Source organism: Thermoplasmata archaeon (assembly GCA_035632695.1).
Taxonomy (GTDB): domain Archaea; phylum Thermoplasmatota; class Thermoplasmata; order RBG-16-68-12; family RBG-16-68-12; genus RBG-16-68-12.
The window spans coordinates 1-18,455 of sequence record DASQGG010000158.1 but is presented as its reverse complement, the minus strand read 5'-3'; the positions used below and the strand labels follow the sequence as shown (position 1 = coordinate 18,455).

18 protein-coding genes and 2 tRNA genes are annotated in these 18,455 nt (G+C 65.7%); 10 read left to right on the top strand and 10 right to left on the bottom strand.

Annotated features, from left to right (window positions below):
- Positions 1-651 (bottom strand): ABC transporter ATP-binding protein (locus VEY12_09995; GenBank protein ID HYM40448.1); only part of this gene is annotated, 651 nt, incomplete at its 3' end.
- A gap of 110 nt (positions 652-761) precedes the next feature.
- Here VEY12_09995 and VEY12_09990 point away from each other — a divergent pair.
- From VEY12_09990 to VEY12_09975, 4 genes are all read left to right on the top strand, one after another.
- A complete protein-coding gene (locus VEY12_09990; protein ID HYM40447.1) occupies positions 762-1,157 on the top strand; it encodes a low molecular weight phosphatase family protein in 396 nt (131 codons plus the stop codon).
- Between the two features lie 55 nt (positions 1,158-1,212).
- Entirely contained in the window at positions 1,213-2,070 is an 858-nt protein-coding gene (locus VEY12_09985; GenBank protein HYM40446.1) for an isoaspartyl peptidase/L-asparaginase, read from the top strand.
- Between the two features lie 56 nt (positions 2,071-2,126).
- Entirely contained in the window at positions 2,127-2,432 is a 306-nt protein-coding gene (locus VEY12_09980; protein HYM40445.1) for a hypothetical protein, read from the top strand.
- Between the two features lie 57 nt (positions 2,433-2,489).
- A tRNA-Asn gene (locus tag VEY12_09975) sits at positions 2,490-2,563 on the top strand.
- A 586-nt stretch (positions 2,564-3,149) separates the two neighbouring features.
- On the opposite strand, the gene VEY12_09970 is transcribed toward VEY12_09975, so the two are convergent.
- Together VEY12_09970 and VEY12_09965 are read right to left on the bottom strand one after the other, a co-directional pair.
- Positions 3,150-3,584, bottom strand: a complete 435-nt coding sequence (locus tag VEY12_09970; GenBank protein ID HYM40444.1) for a hypothetical protein — start codon at positions 3,582-3,584, stop codon at positions 3,150-3,152.
- A gap of 151 nt (positions 3,585-3,735) precedes the next feature.
- Positions 3,736-4,338, bottom strand: a complete 603-nt coding sequence (locus VEY12_09965; protein HYM40443.1) for a hypothetical protein — start codon at positions 4,336-4,338, stop codon at positions 3,736-3,738.
- Between the two features lie 321 nt (positions 4,339-4,659).
- On the opposite strand from VEY12_09965, the gene VEY12_09960 reads away from it, so the two are divergent.
- A complete protein-coding gene (locus tag VEY12_09960; GenBank protein ID HYM40442.1) occupies positions 4,660-5,091 on the top strand; it encodes a GNAT family N-acetyltransferase in 432 nt (143 codons plus the stop codon).
- A 210-nt stretch (positions 5,092-5,301) separates the two neighbouring features.
- On the top strand, positions 5,302-5,538 hold the full coding sequence (locus VEY12_09955; protein ID HYM40441.1) for a hypothetical protein: 237 nt from the start codon (positions 5,302-5,304) through the stop codon (positions 5,536-5,538).
- Between the two features lie 119 nt (positions 5,539-5,657).
- Here VEY12_09955 and VEY12_09950 read toward each other — a convergent pair whose 3' ends face one another.
- The 4 genes from VEY12_09950 to VEY12_09935 all read right to left on the bottom strand — a co-directional run bounded on the left by VEY12_09950 (position 5,658) and on the right by VEY12_09935 (position 8,911).
- Positions 5,658-6,395: an ABC transporter permease subunit gene (locus VEY12_09950; protein ID HYM40440.1), complete on the bottom strand. Its 738-nt coding sequence runs from the start codon at positions 6,393-6,395 to the stop codon at positions 5,658-5,660.
- Entirely contained in the window at positions 6,392-7,312 is a 921-nt protein-coding gene (locus VEY12_09945; GenBank protein HYM40439.1) for an ABC transporter ATP-binding protein, read from the bottom strand. Before VEY12_09945 ends, VEY12_09950 begins: the two co-directional genes overlap by 4 nt.
- Before the next feature lie 355 nt (positions 7,313-7,667).
- The gene (locus tag VEY12_09940) at positions 7,668-8,507 is read right to left on the bottom strand and encodes a hypothetical protein (protein HYM40438.1); all 840 of its coding nucleotides are present in this window, start codon (positions 8,505-8,507) and stop codon (positions 7,668-7,670) included.
- A 218-nt stretch (positions 8,508-8,725) separates the two neighbouring features.
- Complete coding sequence (locus tag VEY12_09935; protein HYM40437.1) at positions 8,726-8,911, bottom strand: hypothetical protein; 186 nt, start codon at positions 8,909-8,911, stop codon at positions 8,726-8,728.
- Between the two features lie 156 nt (positions 8,912-9,067).
- Here VEY12_09935 and VEY12_09930 point away from each other — a divergent pair.
- Positions 9,068-9,173: transfer RNA gene (locus VEY12_09930), tRNA-Ile, on the top strand.
- A 6-nt stretch (positions 9,174-9,179) separates the two neighbouring features.
- Here VEY12_09930 and VEY12_09925 read toward each other — a convergent pair.
- Positions 9,180-13,370 carry a hypothetical protein gene (locus VEY12_09925; protein HYM40436.1) on the bottom strand — a complete coding sequence of 1,397 codons (4,191 nt, stop codon included), beginning with the start codon at positions 13,368-13,370 and terminating at the stop codon, positions 9,180-9,182.
- 160 nt (positions 13,371-13,530) lie between these two features.
- Here VEY12_09925 and VEY12_09920 point away from each other — a divergent pair, with 160 nt between their 5' ends.
- Both VEY12_09920 and VEY12_09915 read left to right on the top strand, forming a co-directional pair.
- The gene (locus VEY12_09920) at positions 13,531-15,894 is read left to right on the top strand and encodes a DEAD/DEAH box helicase (GenBank protein HYM40435.1); all 2,364 of its coding nucleotides are present in this window, start codon (positions 13,531-13,533) and stop codon (positions 15,892-15,894) included.
- A gap of 51 nt (positions 15,895-15,945) precedes the next feature.
- Entirely contained in the window at positions 15,946-16,275 is a 330-nt protein-coding gene (locus tag VEY12_09915; GenBank protein ID HYM40434.1) for a hypothetical protein, read from the top strand.
- Positions 16,276-16,405: 130 nt separating this feature from the next.
- Here the strand turns inward: VEY12_09915 and VEY12_09910 are convergent, their stop codons facing one another.
- Together VEY12_09910 and VEY12_09905 are read right to left on the bottom strand one after the other, a co-directional pair.
- On the bottom strand, positions 16,406-17,020 hold the full coding sequence (locus VEY12_09910) for an RlmE family RNA methyltransferase (protein ID HYM40433.1): 615 nt from the start codon (positions 17,018-17,020) through the stop codon (positions 16,406-16,408).
- 32 nt (positions 17,021-17,052) lie between these two features.
- Positions 17,053-17,316 (bottom strand): hypothetical protein, encoded by a 264-nt coding sequence (locus tag VEY12_09905; GenBank protein ID HYM40432.1) that lies wholly within the window; start codon positions 17,314-17,316, stop codon positions 17,053-17,055.
- Positions 17,317-17,445: 129 nt separating this feature from the next.
- On the opposite strand from VEY12_09905, the gene purM reads away from it, so the two are divergent.
- A partial coding sequence (gene purM / locus VEY12_09900; GenBank protein HYM40431.1) for a phosphoribosylformylglycinamidine cyclo-ligase occupies positions 17,446-18,455 on the top strand: 1,010 nt, incomplete at its 3' end.

Genomic DNA, 18,455 nt, shown 5'->3' with positions numbered 1-18,455 from the left:
CTCGACGCTCCCGGTCGCGATCAGGCCGCCGTCCCGAATCACGGCCACATGGTCGCAGAGCCGCTCCGCGATGTCCAGGAGGTGGGAGGCCATGAAGACCGTTCCGCCGCCGTCCACGTACTCCTGGAGCAAACCTCGCAGCTTCCTCTGGTAAATGGGGTCCAGGTTGATGAACGGCTCGTCGAGGAAGACGAGCTCGGGGTCGTGGAGGAACGCGGAGGCGATCATGAGCTTCTGCCGCGTCCCCTTGGAGAGGTCCTTGCACAGCGTGTCGCGCTCGTCGGCCAGGTCGAAGAACTCGATCCAGTGCCCGACCCGCGCATCCACGCCGTCGAGCTTGCGAACGCGGGCGACGAACTCAAGGTACTCGTACGCGGTCAGGTAGGACGGCGGCGACTCGACCTCGGGGACGATCCCGACAAGGGACTTGACCTTGAGCGGGTCTCGCACCACGTCCACGCCGAGCACGCGGGCCTCGCCCTGGGTGGGCCGGAGTTGGCCCGTGAGGATCCGGAGCATGGTCGTCTTCCCCGCCCCGTTCGGGCCGAAGAGACCGAAGAACTCGCCCTTCTCGATTCGCAGGTCGATCCCCTTGAGCGCCTCGACCGTCCCGTAGCGCTTCACGAGATGGATGGCCTCGACGGTGGGCACGGTTCGTGCGACGCTTCCTGCGCTATATAGGATTGCGTCGTGATTATCGCCCAAGGCACTGCCGCTCCAGGCACGCAGCTTCATGCCTCCGGTCGGCCCTGCTGTCCGGAGTGAAGATCGTCCTGTTCGTGTGCGTGGAGAACACCTTCCGGAGCGTGCTGTCCGAGGCGATCTTCAACGCCCATGCACCGTCCGGATGGAAGGCCGAAAGCGCCGGCGCCCGGCCCGCGAAGGCAATCAACCCGGTCGTCGTCGACCTGCTCCGGGAGATCGGCGTGCCATTGGGTCCGAAGACGCCGCGGCTCGCCACCCCGGACGTCGTGGCCCGGGCGAACCGCGTGGTCACATTCGGCTGCCTGGACCAGTGCCCGCCCGGAACGCGGGGGAAGTCGGACGACTGGCCCGTTTCCGGGGCCACGGGGAAGTCGATGGGCGAGCTGCGCGGGATCCGAGACGAACTCTCGCGCCGGATTGATCCATTGATCGAGTCCCTCGGCAAGGCGTGACCGACGCGCGTTCGCGTGGGAAAGGTTGAAACGAGTCCCAGGGCTGCGGGGACGCGTGCAACCCATTCTCCTCACGCACTGCGGTGCGGGCTCGGACCGGTCCGTGCAAGACGCCGCCGAGACCGCCGGCCGGGTGGGCTTGGCCATCCTGCACCGCGGCGGTCGAGCCCTCGATGCGGTCGTCGAGGCGGTGGCCATCCTCGAGGACGATCCGCGGCTCAACGCGGGCACGGGGTCGCGGTTGCGGACGGACGGCCGGATTCAAATGGACGCCGCCGTGATGGGCTGGAACCTGGAGGCAGGGGCCGTCGCCGCGATCGAGCGCGTGAAGAACCCGATTCGCGTGGCGCGGGATGTGCTCCTCACGCCGCACATCCTGTTGGTGGGCCCGGATGCGGTCGCGTTCGCGCGAGCCCGCGGCCATGCGGACTACGATCCCACGACGCCCGCATCGCGAGCCAAGCTGGAGGAATCCCTCCGCATGATCCAAGAAGGCCGCGTGCCCCGGTACTACCGCAAGTTCAACGGTCTCGATCTCCACGAGACCGTCGGGGCCGTGGCCCGCGACCGCCGTGGCCATTGCGCCGCCGCGGTCTCCACGGGCGGGACCTCGTTTATGCTGCCGGGCCGCGTGGGCGACTCACCGATCCTCGGCTCCGGGTTGTACGCGGGACCGTACGGGGCGGTGTGCGCGACGGGCATCGGGGAGGAGATCATGAAGCGCGTCCTGTCGAAGTACGTGTACGATCAGATGGCCGCCGGGCGTTCGCCGCAGACCGCCGCGGATCGAGGCGTCGCGCTGTTCCCTCGCGGGATTTCCGTGGGCCTGATCGCCGTGGGAAAGCGGGGCTGGGGCGAAGCGTGCGACCGGGACATGGCGTACTACGCGAGCGCCAAAGGGCGAACTCTTTAAGGCACGCCACGCTATCACGCAGCATGGCACAGCGTGCGGGGGAGGCTTTGCGCTCAATGCGAAGGAGCGCGCTCACGAGCAAGATCGAGGCCGAGATCCGGCTCCTCCAGCGTCATGTCGCCATGCTCAAGGCGATCATGGAGAACCAGCCCATCGGGATCATCCGCCTGTCCGAGCTCCTGAACTTCCCGCAGCACAAGGTGCGGTATTCCCTGCGGATCCTCGAGCAGGAGGGCCTGATCAAGCCGTCGCCGGAGGGTGCGGTGACCACGGACAAGCTCGAGGAGTTCCTCGACTATCTCAAGGGCGTCCTGGACTCCATGTCCACCACGGTCGTGGAGCTGCGGAAGACCCTCGGATGATGCCTCGGGCCTCCGCGGAACAAACTATTTGAGTCACGCGCCGGTATGGCCGCGCGGGCCGTCGTAGCTCAGTCCGGTAGAGCCCCCGACTGTTAATCGGGTGGTCTGCGGTTCGAATCCGCACGACGGCGTACCCTCTGGAGGGAATCAGGTTTAGACAGCGGGCGATTAGAAATCTGCCCTATCGTGCCTGGCCACTCAAGGCTTGACGCACTTCAGGCTTGCTAAGGCGAACCTGTGGACTTGACCATGACAGCCCTCGTCGAGGCGCAATACGTCGACGGGCAGGCGCGGGCGCAACGTCCTCTCGATGGATAGTCGGGACGCTCATTCCCCCACTGGTCGCCCCCGAGTCGGCCGGAAGACGTATGCCGCGACCGAACGTTGCTGTCCTCGAATGAAGAGGAGACAGGTTCTGGACCTCGGCCTCGTTATCGCAGGCCTCGTTCTCTTCATGCTCGGATTCCTCACCCAAAGCTGCCCGCCGGGAAGCCCCGGTCCGCCCATCTTGTCCGGCCCGCTGACCACGGGAGGGTCTCTCAACTGCATGCGACCGGCGTTCCCCTTAGTCTTGGTGTTCTGGTTGCCCGCGCTCGTTCTCTCGGTCCTCGGCGTGGTTCTTTATCGCCGGGCGAGTGCGAAGTGATTCGGGAAGGACACTGAAAAGTGTGCCCCCGCCCCGTTCGCCCCCGAGCGGCCGGAAGATGGCGGGCCTGGCTATGGTCGCCCTGCCGTGCGCAGTCCCGGCTTCGCCTTGCGGACGAGGAGGACGAAGAGAAGCAGAAAGAGCACGGTCGTCCCGAGCATCGCCGCAATCCATTCGTCCCATTCCGTCCGCGACCAGAACACGACCCCAACGGGAATCTCGATGAGGAACGCCGCCAGCAAGACGAGCCTGCCCCTCCGCGCCGCCTGAAGGTTGCGAGCTCGCCGTTCCTCCTCGGACATCGACTCGAGTCGGGCGAACCGTTGCCGCCACCGTCGGTCGTACGACGGCAGGAGGATGCGGACCGAGCCGATGACGATGAGCGCACCGAGTGCAGCCAAGACGAGGTCGGGACCGGACAGCGCGTGACCGCGAGCGACGGCATACAGGGCGGCGCCGACGAAGTAGCCTCCGCCGAGAAGTCCGAGAATGGCCGTCACTTTCATCTGACGATGAAAGTCCTCCAGCTTGGAGCGAGGGGGAAGCGCCACGAGGTCAGACGTCCCTCGTAAGTGCAGCGGACCGAGCCGCTATGTACGTTCCGGTGAGGCGGGACGCGAACGAACCACACCGGCCGGAAGGGCTATGCAAACCCACTCAGGAGGCAGGGTGTGATTCCTTCCACTCGGTGCGAAGCTTGAGCAAGTGACGCAGCGCGAAGGTGCGGAGCCAGACCGTGACGCCTGCGAGGATTGCAAACAGAAGGAGAGCAACCTCAAGCGTCTCGACATCAGACAGCAGATGCAGAGTCTCGAGCACGACGATGGCAAGGAAGCCTCCCGCGAAGAGGGCCACGGTCCCGATGCTGAAGTCGATGACGAACCCGACATAGCGAGCGATGCCGGGATGGACCGATTTCATGTGTGCTTTGAGGTCACCTGACGGTAGGACGGTGCCACAAATCGTGCATGGCACATGGATGGTCTTGGCCCTTCGCTGGAAGTTCCGCAATGGCGCTCGTGCATGGAGGTATCCCGCAATGGCGATGACCCAGGGCAGCACGACCAAGATGAAGAATACCTCCGCACCGCGGATGAAACCGGCGAACAGCAAGAGCAAGGAGCCGACCGCCCAGACCGAAATGAGGGGGAGAACGAGCCGACGGTAACGCCGATGGGCTTCCACGGCGGCTTCGTGGGCGGGGCGATAGATGTCGGGGTGCTGCGTGAGTTCGTGCTGCTGCAGCTCGCGGAAAGGCATCGACTGGCCGCAAATGGGGCAGAACGGCTGAGGTACCCCCAAGTGAAGTCGTTCTGCCCCGAGCAGGCGTTGAAGGCTTAGCCTTTTCCCCTCAGCGGTCAGTGTCTGCGCCCCGCGTCGCCCCCGAGTCGGCCGGAACGGCTATGCCTCGGTAGCGGTGCGACGCCCACTCCCTGGTCGCGTGCTCCGGGTTTGAGACGGTCCTCCGCCGCGAAATCAAGAGGCCCCGGCCCACTTCGACGAAGAGCCACCAGGACCCGCCACAAAGTCTTTCATTCCGCTGGTCCATGACGCAGACAAGGGAGGTGGTATGAACGCGACATGACGCATCGGAAGGCCTCCCGGGCGAGGCTTAGGCCGTTCCGAATCGAAGACGCCGCGGACATCTGCCGCATCTACCCGATGTTCTTCGTGGACAACGCGGTGCACTACGGGAACAGCCGGCTGACTGTGGCCGAGGCACGTAGTCGGGTGGTCGGCGTTGTGATGTGGGGCCCCGGATTCGAGCCTGCATGGTTCGACTCTGGAGTCGAGCGGTGGGCGGAGCTCCACGAGCTCCACGTCCACCCGGACTACCAGAATCGAGGAATCGGAACGCGGCTCGTCCGAGCGGCCATTCAGCAAGCGCGGGAGGCGGGCCATTCCGTGATGTACGTCATCACGGACGACTCCAACGCCCCCGCCCGGCAGGTGTACGAGAAGAACGGATTCCGGGAGCACGACCGAATCGTGCGATACAAAATCAAGCTCTGACCCTGCGACCCCGACACCCGGACACGATGCGTGAGACACGACTCCCAAAAGAGGGTGTAGGTGCCCCCGCCCCCGTCGCCCCCCAGCGGCCGGAAGGGGCTACGTGTGCCCGGAGGACAACGACAACGATGAGGGCAACGTCCTTGGGCTCGGGAACGCCATCACAAACCTCATCTTGGCTGTCAACACCTACCAGGTTGTGGGGATGCTGTGAAAACCGACCCGGTTCTCTTCATCATCGACATCATCGTGGCCCTCGCCATCGACGGTGCGCTGTACGTCGCCCTCAGCCCGCTAGCGACCCAGAGCGCGGCCGCGTTCGGAGCGATCCGGCTCCCGCCGCACCTGGGCAACCAGCACGCGGTGACCGAGCGGGAGACTCCGCTTAAGAGGCTTTGCCGGAGTCTCGGGATGGAGACCCGGCTTGAGTCCTGGGGCTCCTGGTGAGGAAGCGTCCCGCGGTTCCTCGTGCGATTCTACCCATCGAAGACCGACCAGGGGAGACGGAGTTCAAAGACGGCACCGCGGATTTCAGATCCACCGGTCGTGACCCACGTCGACCCTTCTCATTTCCACCTCGTGAGGATCTGGTCACGCTGGAACGTGGCCTTGCTGACGAAGAAGAGCACTAAGTCCAGGGGCGCCATCACGGCGGCAATGGTCAGGAGACCGTTCGTGTCGAGTGTGATGACACCGATCTCGCCGGCGACGTAGATCGCGATGAAAGGGATGAAGGCTAGGCCGCCGAGCTGGGAGGCCGCCCGAACGTCGTTGACCCTCGACGAGGAGAGGACGCTGACCTCGATGCTGAGCAATGCAACAAGCGGGGCGAGAATCAGCAGGATGACGCCCATGCTCCAATTCGGGAAGTAGAGGTAGCCCAACTTGTCCGCGGTAACGAGGTCCATGAGCGTCATGAAGACGCCCGCACCTGCGAACGTAGCAAGCATCGCCGGGAGGAATGCAGCGATGCTCTTCCCGAGCAGGATATCGCCATCGGCCACGGGGGTCGCAAGGAGCGGTTCGAGGCTCTTCTCGACCTTCTCGCCGACGATGCTGTACGACGCGATGGGAGTGGGGACAATCGCGGGTATAATCACGAACAAGAACGCGAATGCGCCCAGGTACTGCGGCAAGGCTGCGGCGGGGATGCCGCCTGACCTCCTCCCGGCAAACTCGACGACCACGGGAAGGAGGACGCCGATGATGAGCGGCAACGCCACCGTCGTGTAGAGGACCACCTTCCTCCGGAGGATTGACTTGAGGTCCTTCTTTGCGATGATCCACGCATGTCTCAGGCTCACGTCTTCTCCCTCACCAGCTTCAGATACGCGTCCTCCAGGGTTGAGGACGACACGGACGCAGACTGGACGACGCCCCCCGCCTCAATGATGGCGCGGAGGATTGCCGGGTTCTCCTTCTCCGGATCCACCACGTCGATGATCAGACGACTGCCGTCCACGGCCAGGTTCACGACCGACAGCTTCCTTAATGCACCCAAAACGGCGTCGGTCACCTGTGCCAGTTGGACGACCGTCTTCCGGCTCCCCACGGACCGCTCGAGCTCCTCGGGAGAACCCAGGGCCATGAGCCGCGTGTTCAGGATCGCGATCCGGTCGCAGACCCTCTGGGCCTCGTCGAGGTTGTGCGTATTCAGAAAGATGGTCTTCTTCTGCTTCTTCAGTTCCAGGAGGAAGTCCCTGACGGTCTTCGCCGACTCCGGGTCCAGGTTGACGGTCGGCTCATCGAGGAACAGCACCTCGGGCTCATGGACCAAGGCACGGGCGATTGCGAGCTTCTGCTTCATCCCTTTGGAGAATGTCCCGGCCGCGACGTCCCTCTTCTCCCACAGTCCGAGCATCTCGAGGAAGCGCCGGATGTTCGCTCTCCGATCCGCCTCCGCGAGGTCGTACAGTTGGCCGTAGAAATCCAGGTTGTCGTAGGCGGTCATGTTCTCATAGAGGCCGACGTTGTCGGGCACGAGCCCGATCATCTTCCGAATCTTCGGCGAGTCGACATCGCTCCCGACGACGTAGTCCCCGATCCTCGCCTCGCCGCTCGTTTTCGAGATCAGGCAGCAAAGCATTCGGACCGTGGTCGTTTTGCCGGCTCCGTTGGGCCCCAGGAGGCCGAAGACCTCACCATCCTGGACACGGAAGGTCAGCGCGTCCACGGCAGTCAGGCCGTCGAACTCCTTGGTGAGGGATTCAGTCTCGATCACGACACATCGCCCGGCGCGCGATCTGCGCGGTTCCCGGCAGGGGTCTCCCCCGCGCAGATACCATACGGGAGTAGATGGTCCCCATATAAAAGGGCGCTCGATTGCCCGAAGTTGAATGCCGTCGGGCTGCTCGTACCCGTGCGATTTGTGATGTTTGGATAACGCGAATCCGTAAGGTGACGGAAACGGGTGAGGCCCTGTGTGATCGGAAGATGTTAGCCCGTCGCGCCTCCTTTGAGAAGCTCCTCAGGTAGTCCCATGCTCCCGAGAAGCCCTTTCGAAGCCCACGCCGCGGCTGTATGGCGGAGCGGGTCTGAGGAGGACGATCAGCAGAGCACTCCGAACCCGGGAACTCCTAGGTCTTTGGCGGTTCCGGGGGCGGGGGGTTGGCCGGCGGATAGGGGTACGGATACTGGACCCAGGGGCGGTACAGCCAGGGGTACGCTTGTTCGATCCGCGGCAACACGGGCGCGGGGCGTCCCGCGTCGAGGCCCTTGCGCGTCTCCAAGTAGGCCAGCCAGAACAGGAAGAGGGAGATGGCCGCGATTCCCTGCCCCGCGAGCGCCGCGGCGACAAGCCCTGCGCTGTATTGCGCCACCGTGGTCGTCCCCGCCGTCGTGGCGATGAGAGTCAGTGCCGGTCCCACGCACGCCCCCACCACGCCGAGGACCAGGGCCGTGCGCAGCCGGGACCGTGTCTCGGGCGTGGCGAGGGTTCGGATCGAGTGAACGAGCGTCAACCCCGCGAAGAAAGCCACCACGGGGTTGAGGACCAGAGTTCCGAGAAGCATGGGCGTCGCCGGCGAGCTCACGACGCCCAGGAACAGGCCGCCTGTCGAGGTGAAGACGAACGTCACTGCGGTCAGGACGATGTAGACGATCAGGAAGATCAGCGCACGCTCCATGGAGCGCGTCTGCTCCAGGCCGTATTCGTGTCGGCCCGCGTGGACTTGGTAGAAGCCGAGCAGGAAGAGGATGGCCGCGGCGAGCTCCGCGAGGACCGCGCCGCACAGCGCCAGGACGACCCCGACGAGCGGACCGAGGAGCGCGAGCGGGTTCTGGAGCAAGACGCCGAACAGAAGCCCCATCGCCGCACTGGCCAAGCCCAACACGATTACCGCGATCATCACGGTGAGGAGGGCCCAGCTCATGTACCCGATGCCGCGGGCGGTGCGGCCCTCGTAGAAGTAATACACCCTGTCACCGGCACCGCGGAAGGCCCGTCAAGCGTAATAAGGCGAACGGTTCCGCGTCAGTCTCGGAACGGACCCGATCCGTCCGAAGTCACGAAGCCTGGAACCTGGGAGCACAGCTGAACCGGCCGGGCCGAGCTGTCAGAGCAATCCCGCGAGGCGGCGCCGATCGATCCCGGACGCGGCCGCGCCCGAACGGCATCCGGCGCGAGGCGCGCGGGCTACTTGGCCTCCGGCTCCTGGATGATCCGGGAGGTGAAATCGATCATCAGGATCACGATGACCGTGAAGGCCATGAACGCGAAGGTGATCCATTTGAATCCAAAGACGAGGCCTGCGAGGATGAACAGACCGATGAACAGTGCGATGTACACGACGTAGAGCAGGGTGGGCACGTCGACGCGCATGGGACCCCTCGCCGCCTTCCTCGTTGCGACGCAATCCTCGCTTGGGTATAGCCTTTGCGCATCCGCGGCGCCCATCACCGGCTCGCTCGCGATTCGCTCCTCCCCGGGTCTGTCGCTCGTGAATCCTTAAGTAACGTCCGACCGTTGCCGCCGCGAGGGCCCGTAGCTTAGTCTGGTGGAGCGTCTGGCTCATAACCAGATGGTCGCTGGTTCAAAGGGCTCCGTGCGGTCCGCCCGGAGCCGGGAATTCCGGCCGGGCCCATCTTTCTCACTCGTACTGGGGGATCGAGGGCTGCGTGTGGTTGTGGTTCGTCGACCCGAGGAGGGCCTCCCGGATCAGCTCCCTCGCCCCGACGACCTCGTCCATGTCGCCGTCCCACTTCTCCAGGACGGGCCCGAACTGGGCCTCGATGAGATCGATCACGGACCGGACCTTCTTCCGGATCGCGTTGGACTGTTCGCCCGAGTAGACCACCGCGAGGTAGACGTATTTCCCCCGCTCGATCAGGATCCGATAGTCGCCGAAATCGAGCTGGTGGAGCTCGCGGTGCTCCCCGTACTGGAACGCGTCACGGACGAACTCCTGCACGGCGGTCAGCATCCCGCTCAGGACATCCTCATCCTTCTCGCGGAGGAGCGTCCGGGAGAGGTGGGAGATCAGGACACCATCGCGGTACACGAGGAAGACATCCTCGATCTCGACGTGGCTTCGACGCGTGAGCAGGAACACGATTGCGGTCCCGCAGACCGCCGCGGCTCCCAGGATCCACAGGAATGGCGTGAGGTCCTGGACGATGCGCACGGTGACGGGGAGCGCGCGTATGGAACCGAGGCCCGCGCCCTGGCTATTCGTGTACGTGGCCTCGAGGCTGTTGGTGATGAACGTCTGGGGTGCGAGCCCGTCCACGGTCCGGACCGTGAGCTGGATCGTCTCGGCGGTCCCCGGCGCCAAGTCCGCGAAGGTCCAGTTCAGGGTCGAGTTGCCGTTCGCAGGCACGGAGGACGCGTACGAGATGAGGCGGAGGTTGGGGTCCAGCTGATCCTGAAGCCACACCCGATGGGCCGCCGAGAGGCCGCGGTTCGCCACCTGGATCGTGTAGTTGAACGTGCCGCCGCTCACCACGCCGGTCGCACTCGACTCGATCGTGAGGACGAGCATGGGAGCGACAACGACCGCCCGCACGGTGATCGTGATTCCGGGCCGGGATACGAGGTCCGCATCCTGGTACTCCAGGCGGAGGGTAATGTTGGCATACGTGCCGTTCGGCGTTCCGCCTCGGGCTCCCAGGGAGAGCGTGAACGCGTCCAAGCCGCCGGCGGCGAGGGTGTGGCTGGCGCCGGTCCAATGCCACGAGTAGGACAGCCCCACCGCCGAGACATTCACGTCCGCGGTGTCACCGAGGTACTCCAGCACGCCGGGGAGCGTCACGTTCAGCCACGCGTTGGCCGCGGTGCTGCTCCCGACGTTGGAGGTCGCGATAGAGAGCGGGAGGACAGTTCCCGCCTCGATGGTCGGCTGTAACGGGGCCGCGCTGAGCCGGAACGAGGCTGCGCCCACGAAAAGGAAGTCCCGCGCCAGCGTGGCGAAGGGCAGCGGATTGCCGAGACCGTCCCGCGCCTCCAGCGTGCCGCCGATGGGGAGCTCCACACCGTCGGCAACGGTCGGATTCACGGTGAGATTCAGGAAGACCACGGTTCGCCCCGTCCCCACGTCCTGGAGCGCGAAATGCGCGGTGCCTAGGCCCACCGTGAAGGGGCGGCTCGCGTCCACGATGGTCAGCCGGAGGTCGAACGTCAGGTTGAGCCACGCCCACGAGGCGGGCTCGTTCCCTGCGTTCTCCAGGTTGACGATCGTCGCAGCGAACCCTCCCGGGGTCGACCTGGGTGAGAGGAACGAGACCCCCGCCTGGGAGAACCACGGGGCGGCCGCCAGCAGGGAGAGACTTGTGGAGTTCCTAGGCATGAGGTAGCCGTTCGCGCTCGTGTAGGCGATGTCGACGCGGTTCAGGTAGCTCTGGTTTCGCCCGAGCGACGGACCCGCGGCGACCGTAATCTGGAAGGATTCCTCGCGACTCTGCTGGATCCCCGGGAACCGGTACGCGAGGACCGAGCCGGAGCGGATCATGGTTCCACTCAGATTCCCGGCCGTGTCCGTGACGTATCCAAAGCCGGTGGGCAACGTGTCGTTGACCCAGATGGTCCCGGAGTCCCGCCCGAGGTTCTGGAACGCGACCGTGTAGACGGCGGTCTCGTTCGCATGGATCACCGTCGCGGGTGCGCTCGAAAGGGACACGACCAGGATCGGGCCGTTGACGAAGACCGCGGCGTAGGCGGATAGCCTGCCCGCGACGTGGCCGCTCGTGTCCGTGTACGCGAGGGTCGCGTTGTCTTGGATCCACTCCTGGATGATTACGGAGCCCGGCACGTTCACATCGATCTCCAGCTCGTGGCTCCCTACGGAGACGTTCGTCAGGTTCCACCCGTATCGGTTTCCCGCGGACCACGAGGCCGGGACGCTGCTCCCGGAAAAGGCCAGCCCCGTCGGCAGCGTCTCGTTGATCCAGACCCTGCCTGCGGTCCCCGTTCCCGTGTTGTTGTACTCGAGGAAGTACGCGAAGGCTCCCCCCGCCTGGGGGCGCCCCGCCGAGGCGATGTCCACGAACCCCATGTTGGGCATGGCGACCTCCGCGAATCCGCGAGCTCGGCTCGCGACCCCGTTGTCCTCGATCGCCGCGACATCGATCCGGTACCGTCCGATGAGGAGGGGCGGGGAGAGCGTAGAGTTGAAGACGGCCCAAGCCGGGAGCGGGGAGGGATCGGAGGTGAGGAGGTTCATCGCGCCCGCCGCCACGTTCGTGCCCGCAGGTGACGTGATGTTGATCCATACGCCCGCGATCTTCCCGCGTCCGAACGGGTCGGACACGTTCGCGCGCACGACGATCGGGTCCAGGGTCGACCAGACGGGTCCCCCGGGCGCGACAGGATCGGTCAGCGAGAGCCCGTCGATGGAGACGTACGTCGTCGTGACGAGATCGAGGTGGGACGGATAGCCCGTGCCGTTGTACCGCAGCAGCAGGTTGTCCGAGCTGCCGGTCCCTCCCCCGTTGCTCCACAGGGACAGGCCGATGACGTGGCCGCGCCCGAAGGTGTAGTTCACATTCCCGAGCGTGAGGCTCATCTGCTGGTAGCCCGTGGTGGACAGCGTGAACGTGGGGTGCTGGGAGACCACGGGGGTCCCGTTGTCCAGGAGGCTCACGTTCAACCGGTAGGTTTGCGGCGGCACCTTCTGGGTCGAGACCCAGAGGTTTGCGGCGACCGTCATGGCGACGAAGGGCTTCGCCAGCGGGGGAGATTGCAGGAACTGAATCGGCTGGGGTGCGCCGGGATTCAGGGTGGACGATGCGGGGATCGGGTTCGTGGGGGACCCGGTCGTCAGAAGCTTGGTGGCCACCGAGGTGCTCCCAAGATACAGCTGCTTCGTGACGAGCCCGACGAGGACGGACGCGGAGGCGACGGCATTCCGGAACACAGTCCCGGTCGCATTCTCGGATGCCAGCGACGCTCCGACGGTGACCAGGCTTCCCGGCGGCGTGCCGATGGCGACCTGTCCCGCGATCGTGAACGCATGTGCGCCGTTCGACACGCTCTGGAAGAGGAGGTTCGGGAGCGCCGTGGGGGGCACGGGCTGAATGTCCGGGAACGCCGCGGAGACATTCTCCAGACCCGTCGGCAGCGACATGTTGATCCAGACCCGGCGGGCGGCCTGGGAGCCTGTGTTGTTGAAATCGACCGTGAATGTGGCCGTGTCGCCAGGGGCCGGCTGGGGCGGGCTGGCGGTCATCGCAAGGGACACGTTCGACTCCCATTTGCGGCCGAACGTGATGAAGTACAGGTCGAACGGCAACCCGGTCCACACCTTGGACGTGGTGTTGTACAGGTACGGCGTGCCGTTGGCGTACGTGTCCGCACCGCTGTCGTGCCACTCATATCCGTCCTTGGGCGGAGCCTTCGTCGCCGTGTTCTCCGCCACGATCCAGTAGACGGTCTTCGCCCACAGAATCGGGGAGGGATTGAAGGGGAAGCTCCAATTCACGGGCGTCGAAGCGTTGTTTGGCGACACCTGGGAGGTCGAGGCGAGGAGGGTCGACATCGCGGGAACGTGCCGGCTCGGGTCGTCGGGGTGGATCGAGACGACGAGCGGGTTCGTGGGGCCACCGTCGTTCCGCACGCGGAGCGTGACGTTCGTCAGGAGGTAGTCCTGGTTCACCAGGAAGGACTGGGCGAGCGTGATGTTCGCGTACACGCCGTACGAAGGGTCGCCCGCCCCCACGATCGGATTCGCCTGGAAGACCTGTTCCCCGTAGGCCCTGCCCGGGGTTGCCAGGAGGGGCGCACCAAGCGCGATGGCCAGTAGGCACAACACGGCCGCGAACGTGGGGCCAGGCAGGCGACGGCTCACCCTACGACCTCTGACGCCCCGTGGCGCGAGGTCTAGTTGACCCCCGCAGAGGCGGTTATCCGGCCTGATAATTTTTTACCAAAACGGTTGGGTTGTTTATCCGCCGGAATAACTTTTCACGACCCGCACCTTTTTGGCCCGGGACCCCTTGCATCGGAGGATGGACTCCCTGGGGCTCGATCCGCGGATTCTCGAGGTGCTCACGGAGATGGGCATCGAGTCCTTCACGGAGCCCCAGATCCAGGCGATCCCCCGCATCCTGGCGGGGTCCCACGTGCTCCTCGTCGCCCCGACCGGGATCGGGAAGACCGAGGCCGCCCTCCTGCCCATCCTGCACCGGATCCTCAACGAGCGTCCGACGCCCGTGAGCTGTCTCTACATCACCCCGCTCCGCGCGCTGAACCGCGACATGCTCCGGCGGATGACGTTCTTCGCGGAGCGCCTCCACCTATCGGTCGCCGTTCGGCACGGGGACACGAGTCCCCAGGAACGGGCACGGATCACCCGAGATCCGCCGGATGTCCTCATCACGACCCCGGAGACCTTCCAGATCCTGTTCACGGGACGCAAGCTGAGGGATCACCTGAAGACCGTTCGATGGGTCGTCATCGACGAGATCCACGAGCTCGCGTCCGATGAACGGGGCGCTCAGCTGGCCGTGGGCCTGGAGCGGCTCCGCGACCTCGCGGGTCACGAGGTCCAGCGGATCGGTCTCTCGGCGACGGTCGGCACCCCGGAGGAGGTCGCGCACTTCCTCGGGGGCGTGGATCGACCCGTTGAGATCCTGCGCGTGCGCATTCCGAAAGGGATGCGAATCGCGGTCGAGATTGCGCCGCCCGCGGTCGGGGACCGCGAAATCTCGGACCGGCTCCGGGTCCAGCTCGGACAGGGTACGGCCCTCCGGCGCGCGTACGAGCTGCTCAAGGGCCACCAGTCGACCCTCTTCTTCGTGAACACCCGGGACACCGCCGAGTTCCTCTCCTCCCGCCTAGCCACTTGGTACCAGGACCCCACGATCGGCGTGCACCACGGCAGCCTGTCCAAGGACATCCGGATCCAGATGGAGGACGACTTCAAGTCGGGGATGCTGCGCGCCCTCGTCTGCACGTCCTCGCTGGAGCTGGGGATCGACGTGGGGAGCGCCGACTTTGTCCTCCAGTACAACAGCCCTCGGGAGGTCGCCCGCCTCGTCCAGCGGATCGGCCGTTCGGGCCACGGGGTGGGCGAGGTGGCCGACGGCGTGATTCTGGCGACCCACGAGGACGACTTCGCGGAGGCGGCCGTGATCGCCCGGCGCGCGCTCGTGGAGGAAATCGAGGCCTGGCTCGTCCGGAAGGACAACCGGTCCGTGCTCGCGAACCAGCTCGTGGCCATCGCCGTGTCCGAGCGGTTCGCCTCGGCGGACGACACCTATGCAGCCCTGCGCCGCAGCTGGCCGTACCGCGACCTTCCTCGGAAGGAGTTCGACGAGCTCCTCGAGCAGCTCGCGACCCTGAAGGTCCTCTGGTCCCGGGAGGGCCGGTTCGGCCGCAGCTCGAACTCGCTCCAGTATTTCTACGAGAACATCTCCATGATCCCGGACGTGAAGACGTACCGGGTCGTCGATCTCGGGTCGCGAAGGGTCATCGGCACGCTCGACGAGTGGTTCGTCGCGGAGAACGCGAAGCTCGGGCAGAGCTTCATCATGCGGGGCACCGCCTGGCGCTTCGTGGACTTCAAGGACGATCACATTCTCGTGGAACCGGTCAAGGAGATCGGCGACGTGCCCTCCTGGGTGGGAGAGGACATCCCCGTGCCGTTCGAGGTCGCCCAGGAAGTGGGCCGGATTCGCCGGGAGCGGGATCTCGCGGCATACCCGGTCAACGGGTTCGGCGTCGACAGGTTCCTGGAGTACTTGGGATCCGCGGGGGCCGCCCCCCTCGCCACGGACACGCGGATTACGATCGAGAACTCGCGGGAGCTCATCGTGGTCAATGCCTGCCTGGGGTCCAAGGTCAACGAGACCCTGGGCCAGCTCATCTCGTCCCTGATCTCTGCCCGATTCGGTCAGAGCGTCGGCGTCCAGACCGACCCCTACCGGATCGTGCTCGATGTGCCCCGCAGCGTGAATCCGAAGATGATCGAGGAGATCCTCCGCCCCGCGGACCCGGACGCCCTGGAACCCTTGCTCCGGGTGATCCTGAAGAACTCCGCCTTCCTGCGTTGGTCGTTCGTGTACGTCGCGAAGAAGTTCGGAGCGCTGCGGCGCGACGTCGAGTGGGAGGCTGTGTCGATTCCTCGACTCCTCAAGATGTTCGAAAACACGCCCCTGTTCGAGGAGGTCCTCGACAAGGTTTTCTGGGAGCGGATGGACATTCCGCGTACCGTGGAGGTCCTGCGCCGCATCCAGCGCGGGGAGATCGACATCGTCGCCACCCACCTCACGCCTATCGGCCGCGCGGGGCTCGAGGGCGGGCGCCTCATCGTGTCGCCCGCGAAGGCGGATCATGCGACCCTCATGGCGGTCAAGGCCCGTCTGGAGTAGTAGACGGCCACCTTCCTGTGCCTGAACTGCAAGATGAGCTGGCGGTCCTCCGTGAGCGAACTGCCCGCGAAGATCGTATGCGCGAACTGCAACGGGGCCATGGTCGCCGTGATTGCCCCGTATGAGAAGGAGCGGCTTGCCCACCTGGATCTCCAGGGCTCGGACAAGGAGAGCCGCACGTTCGCGAAACGCCTGTTCACGAACGCGAGCTTGGTCATGGCGCACGGCCGGAAGGCCGTGCTCGCCCTCATGGCCCGCGGCGTGGGAGAGGAGACCGCGGCGCGCATCCTCCGTGGTTACCACGAGACGGAGGAGGACTTCCTGCGTGACCTTCTCGCCGCGGAAATCAACTACGCGCGGACGAAGCGCTTCTGGGACTGACGCCGGCCGATGCGCCGCGAGAACGAAAGACGAGCCCGAACGGCTTGGGGACGGGAGGACCGCTCTGCCTCACGGGCTCGTCGGGCCCTCGACCATCATGGGGCAAAGCCGCGGATTCGCCTGCCGTCGCTCAGCCGATTCGGCCTCGCGCGAGCACGTAGAGTTCCGCGCTCGAGGGCGTCGAGGCCTTGGGCTTGACGCCTTTGACCCCTTCGAAGTGCACGGCGGCGCTGCCAAGGAATCGGCGGTAGCCCTCTCCTTGGAAGACCTTCACCAGCAGGTCGCCTCGCGGGCGTAGGGCTCGTGCCGCGAAGGAGAGCGCTGCCTCCGCCAGGTCGAGCATCCGTGCCTCGTCGTACGGTCGGTTGCCGCTCAGGTGCGGCGCCATGTCGCTGAGGACCACGTCCGCGGGTGCGCGGAGGAGTTCGAAGATCCTCGCCTGCACGGCGTGGTCCGTGAAATCGCCTCGCAGGAACTCCACGCCCTCGATTGGCCGCACGGGGGCGAGGTCGACCGCGAGGACCCGTCCCTTCGGCCCCACGCGTTCCCGCGCAATCTGAGACCAACCTCCGGGAGCGGCGCCCAGGTCGACGACCGTGTACCCGGGCCGGAACAGCCCGTACTCCCGATCGATCTGGGAGAGCTTGATTGCGGCGCGGCTCCGGTACTTCTGGCGTTTCGCGGCGCGGTAGTAGCGGTCGTGCTTCCGGGATTTGACCCAGGCCTTGGGCACATCGCGGACCATGGGCGCGGAGGCGATGAAACTTTGGGAGCGGCTCACGCCCGGACGAGCAGCCGGACCGGCGGCTCCGGGAGGCGTTCGATTCTCCCCGTCATCTCGAGGTCCCGCTGGACGACCTTCGCGTACCACCGGGCCCGATCCTCATCCGGGAACAGGTCGGGCGGCACCAACTTGGATACGCCCTGGAACAGCTCGCGGAAACTCACGGGCTTCTTGACCTTACGGAGGTACGTCAGAATCGCGGCTTCCATGGCCTCGTACTCGGCCTTCTTCACGGAGAATCCTGCGGGGGAACGCACGGCACACCCGACGTCGAATCCCGACCCAGCGGATATGAAACCTACCTAAGGACTGTTCGACCCGGTCCTGAGGCCGGCGCGTGGCCAACCATCTAAATAGCCGCCATCCGCTTCCGGCCGCGGGATCCCATGGTCCGGACCTACGCGGAGTCGGGCGTGAGCCAGGACGAGAAGGCGGCCCACATCGCGGCGCTCGTCTCCGGGCTCACCTTCCACCGCCGCGGCACCGGGCGACCGCTCACCCGGATCGGCCACTTCACGGGACTCGTGGAGTTCGGGAAGTACGCCCTCTCCCTGTGCACGGACGGCGTGGGGACGAAGCTCATCGTCGCGGGCGAGATGCGGAAGTGGGATACCGTCGGCATCGACTGCGTCGCGATGAACGTGAACGACATGATCTGCATCGGTGCCGAACCCGTCGCGTTCGTGGACTACTTTGCGATCGAATTCTACGACCACGAAGTGGCACGCCAACTCGGGGTCGGGCTCAACCTGGGCGCCAAGGCGGCCAACGTATCCATCATCGGGGGCGAGGTCGCGGTGCTGCCCGAGATCGTCAAGGGATTCGACCTGGCGGGCACCTGCTTCGGGGTCGTGGACCGGAAACGGATCATCGACGGGCGGGCGGTGCGACCCGGGGATGTGATCATCGGCCTGCCCAGCCACGGAATCCATTCGAACGGGCTCACCCTCGCGCGTCGCCTGCTCCGGGACGCCGCGCTGACCGTGTTCGATCCCGTGGGCGGCACGAACGAACGGTGGGGACCCGCGCTCCTTGAACCCACCGCGATCTACGTGAAGCCCGTGCTCAAGGTCCTCGAACGGGCGACCGTGCACGGCATGGCCCACGTCACGGGCGGCGGGGTGCGGAACCTGGCGCGCCTCAAGCCCAACGTGGAGTTCGCCATCACGGAGCCCCTGGAGCCCCAGCCCCTCTTCCGCGAGCTCCAGGCCCTCGGCGGCATCGAGGCCGCGGAGATGTACCAGACCTTCAACATGGGCATGGGCTACGCGATCGTCGCACCGAAGGACGAGGCGGAGACGATCGTGAAGGGCCTGCGGCCGTCCGTCAAGGCTCGGGTCGTGGGCGAGGTGCGGAAGGGCGTCGGTGTGAGCCTGCCGGCGCTAGGCCTCCATTG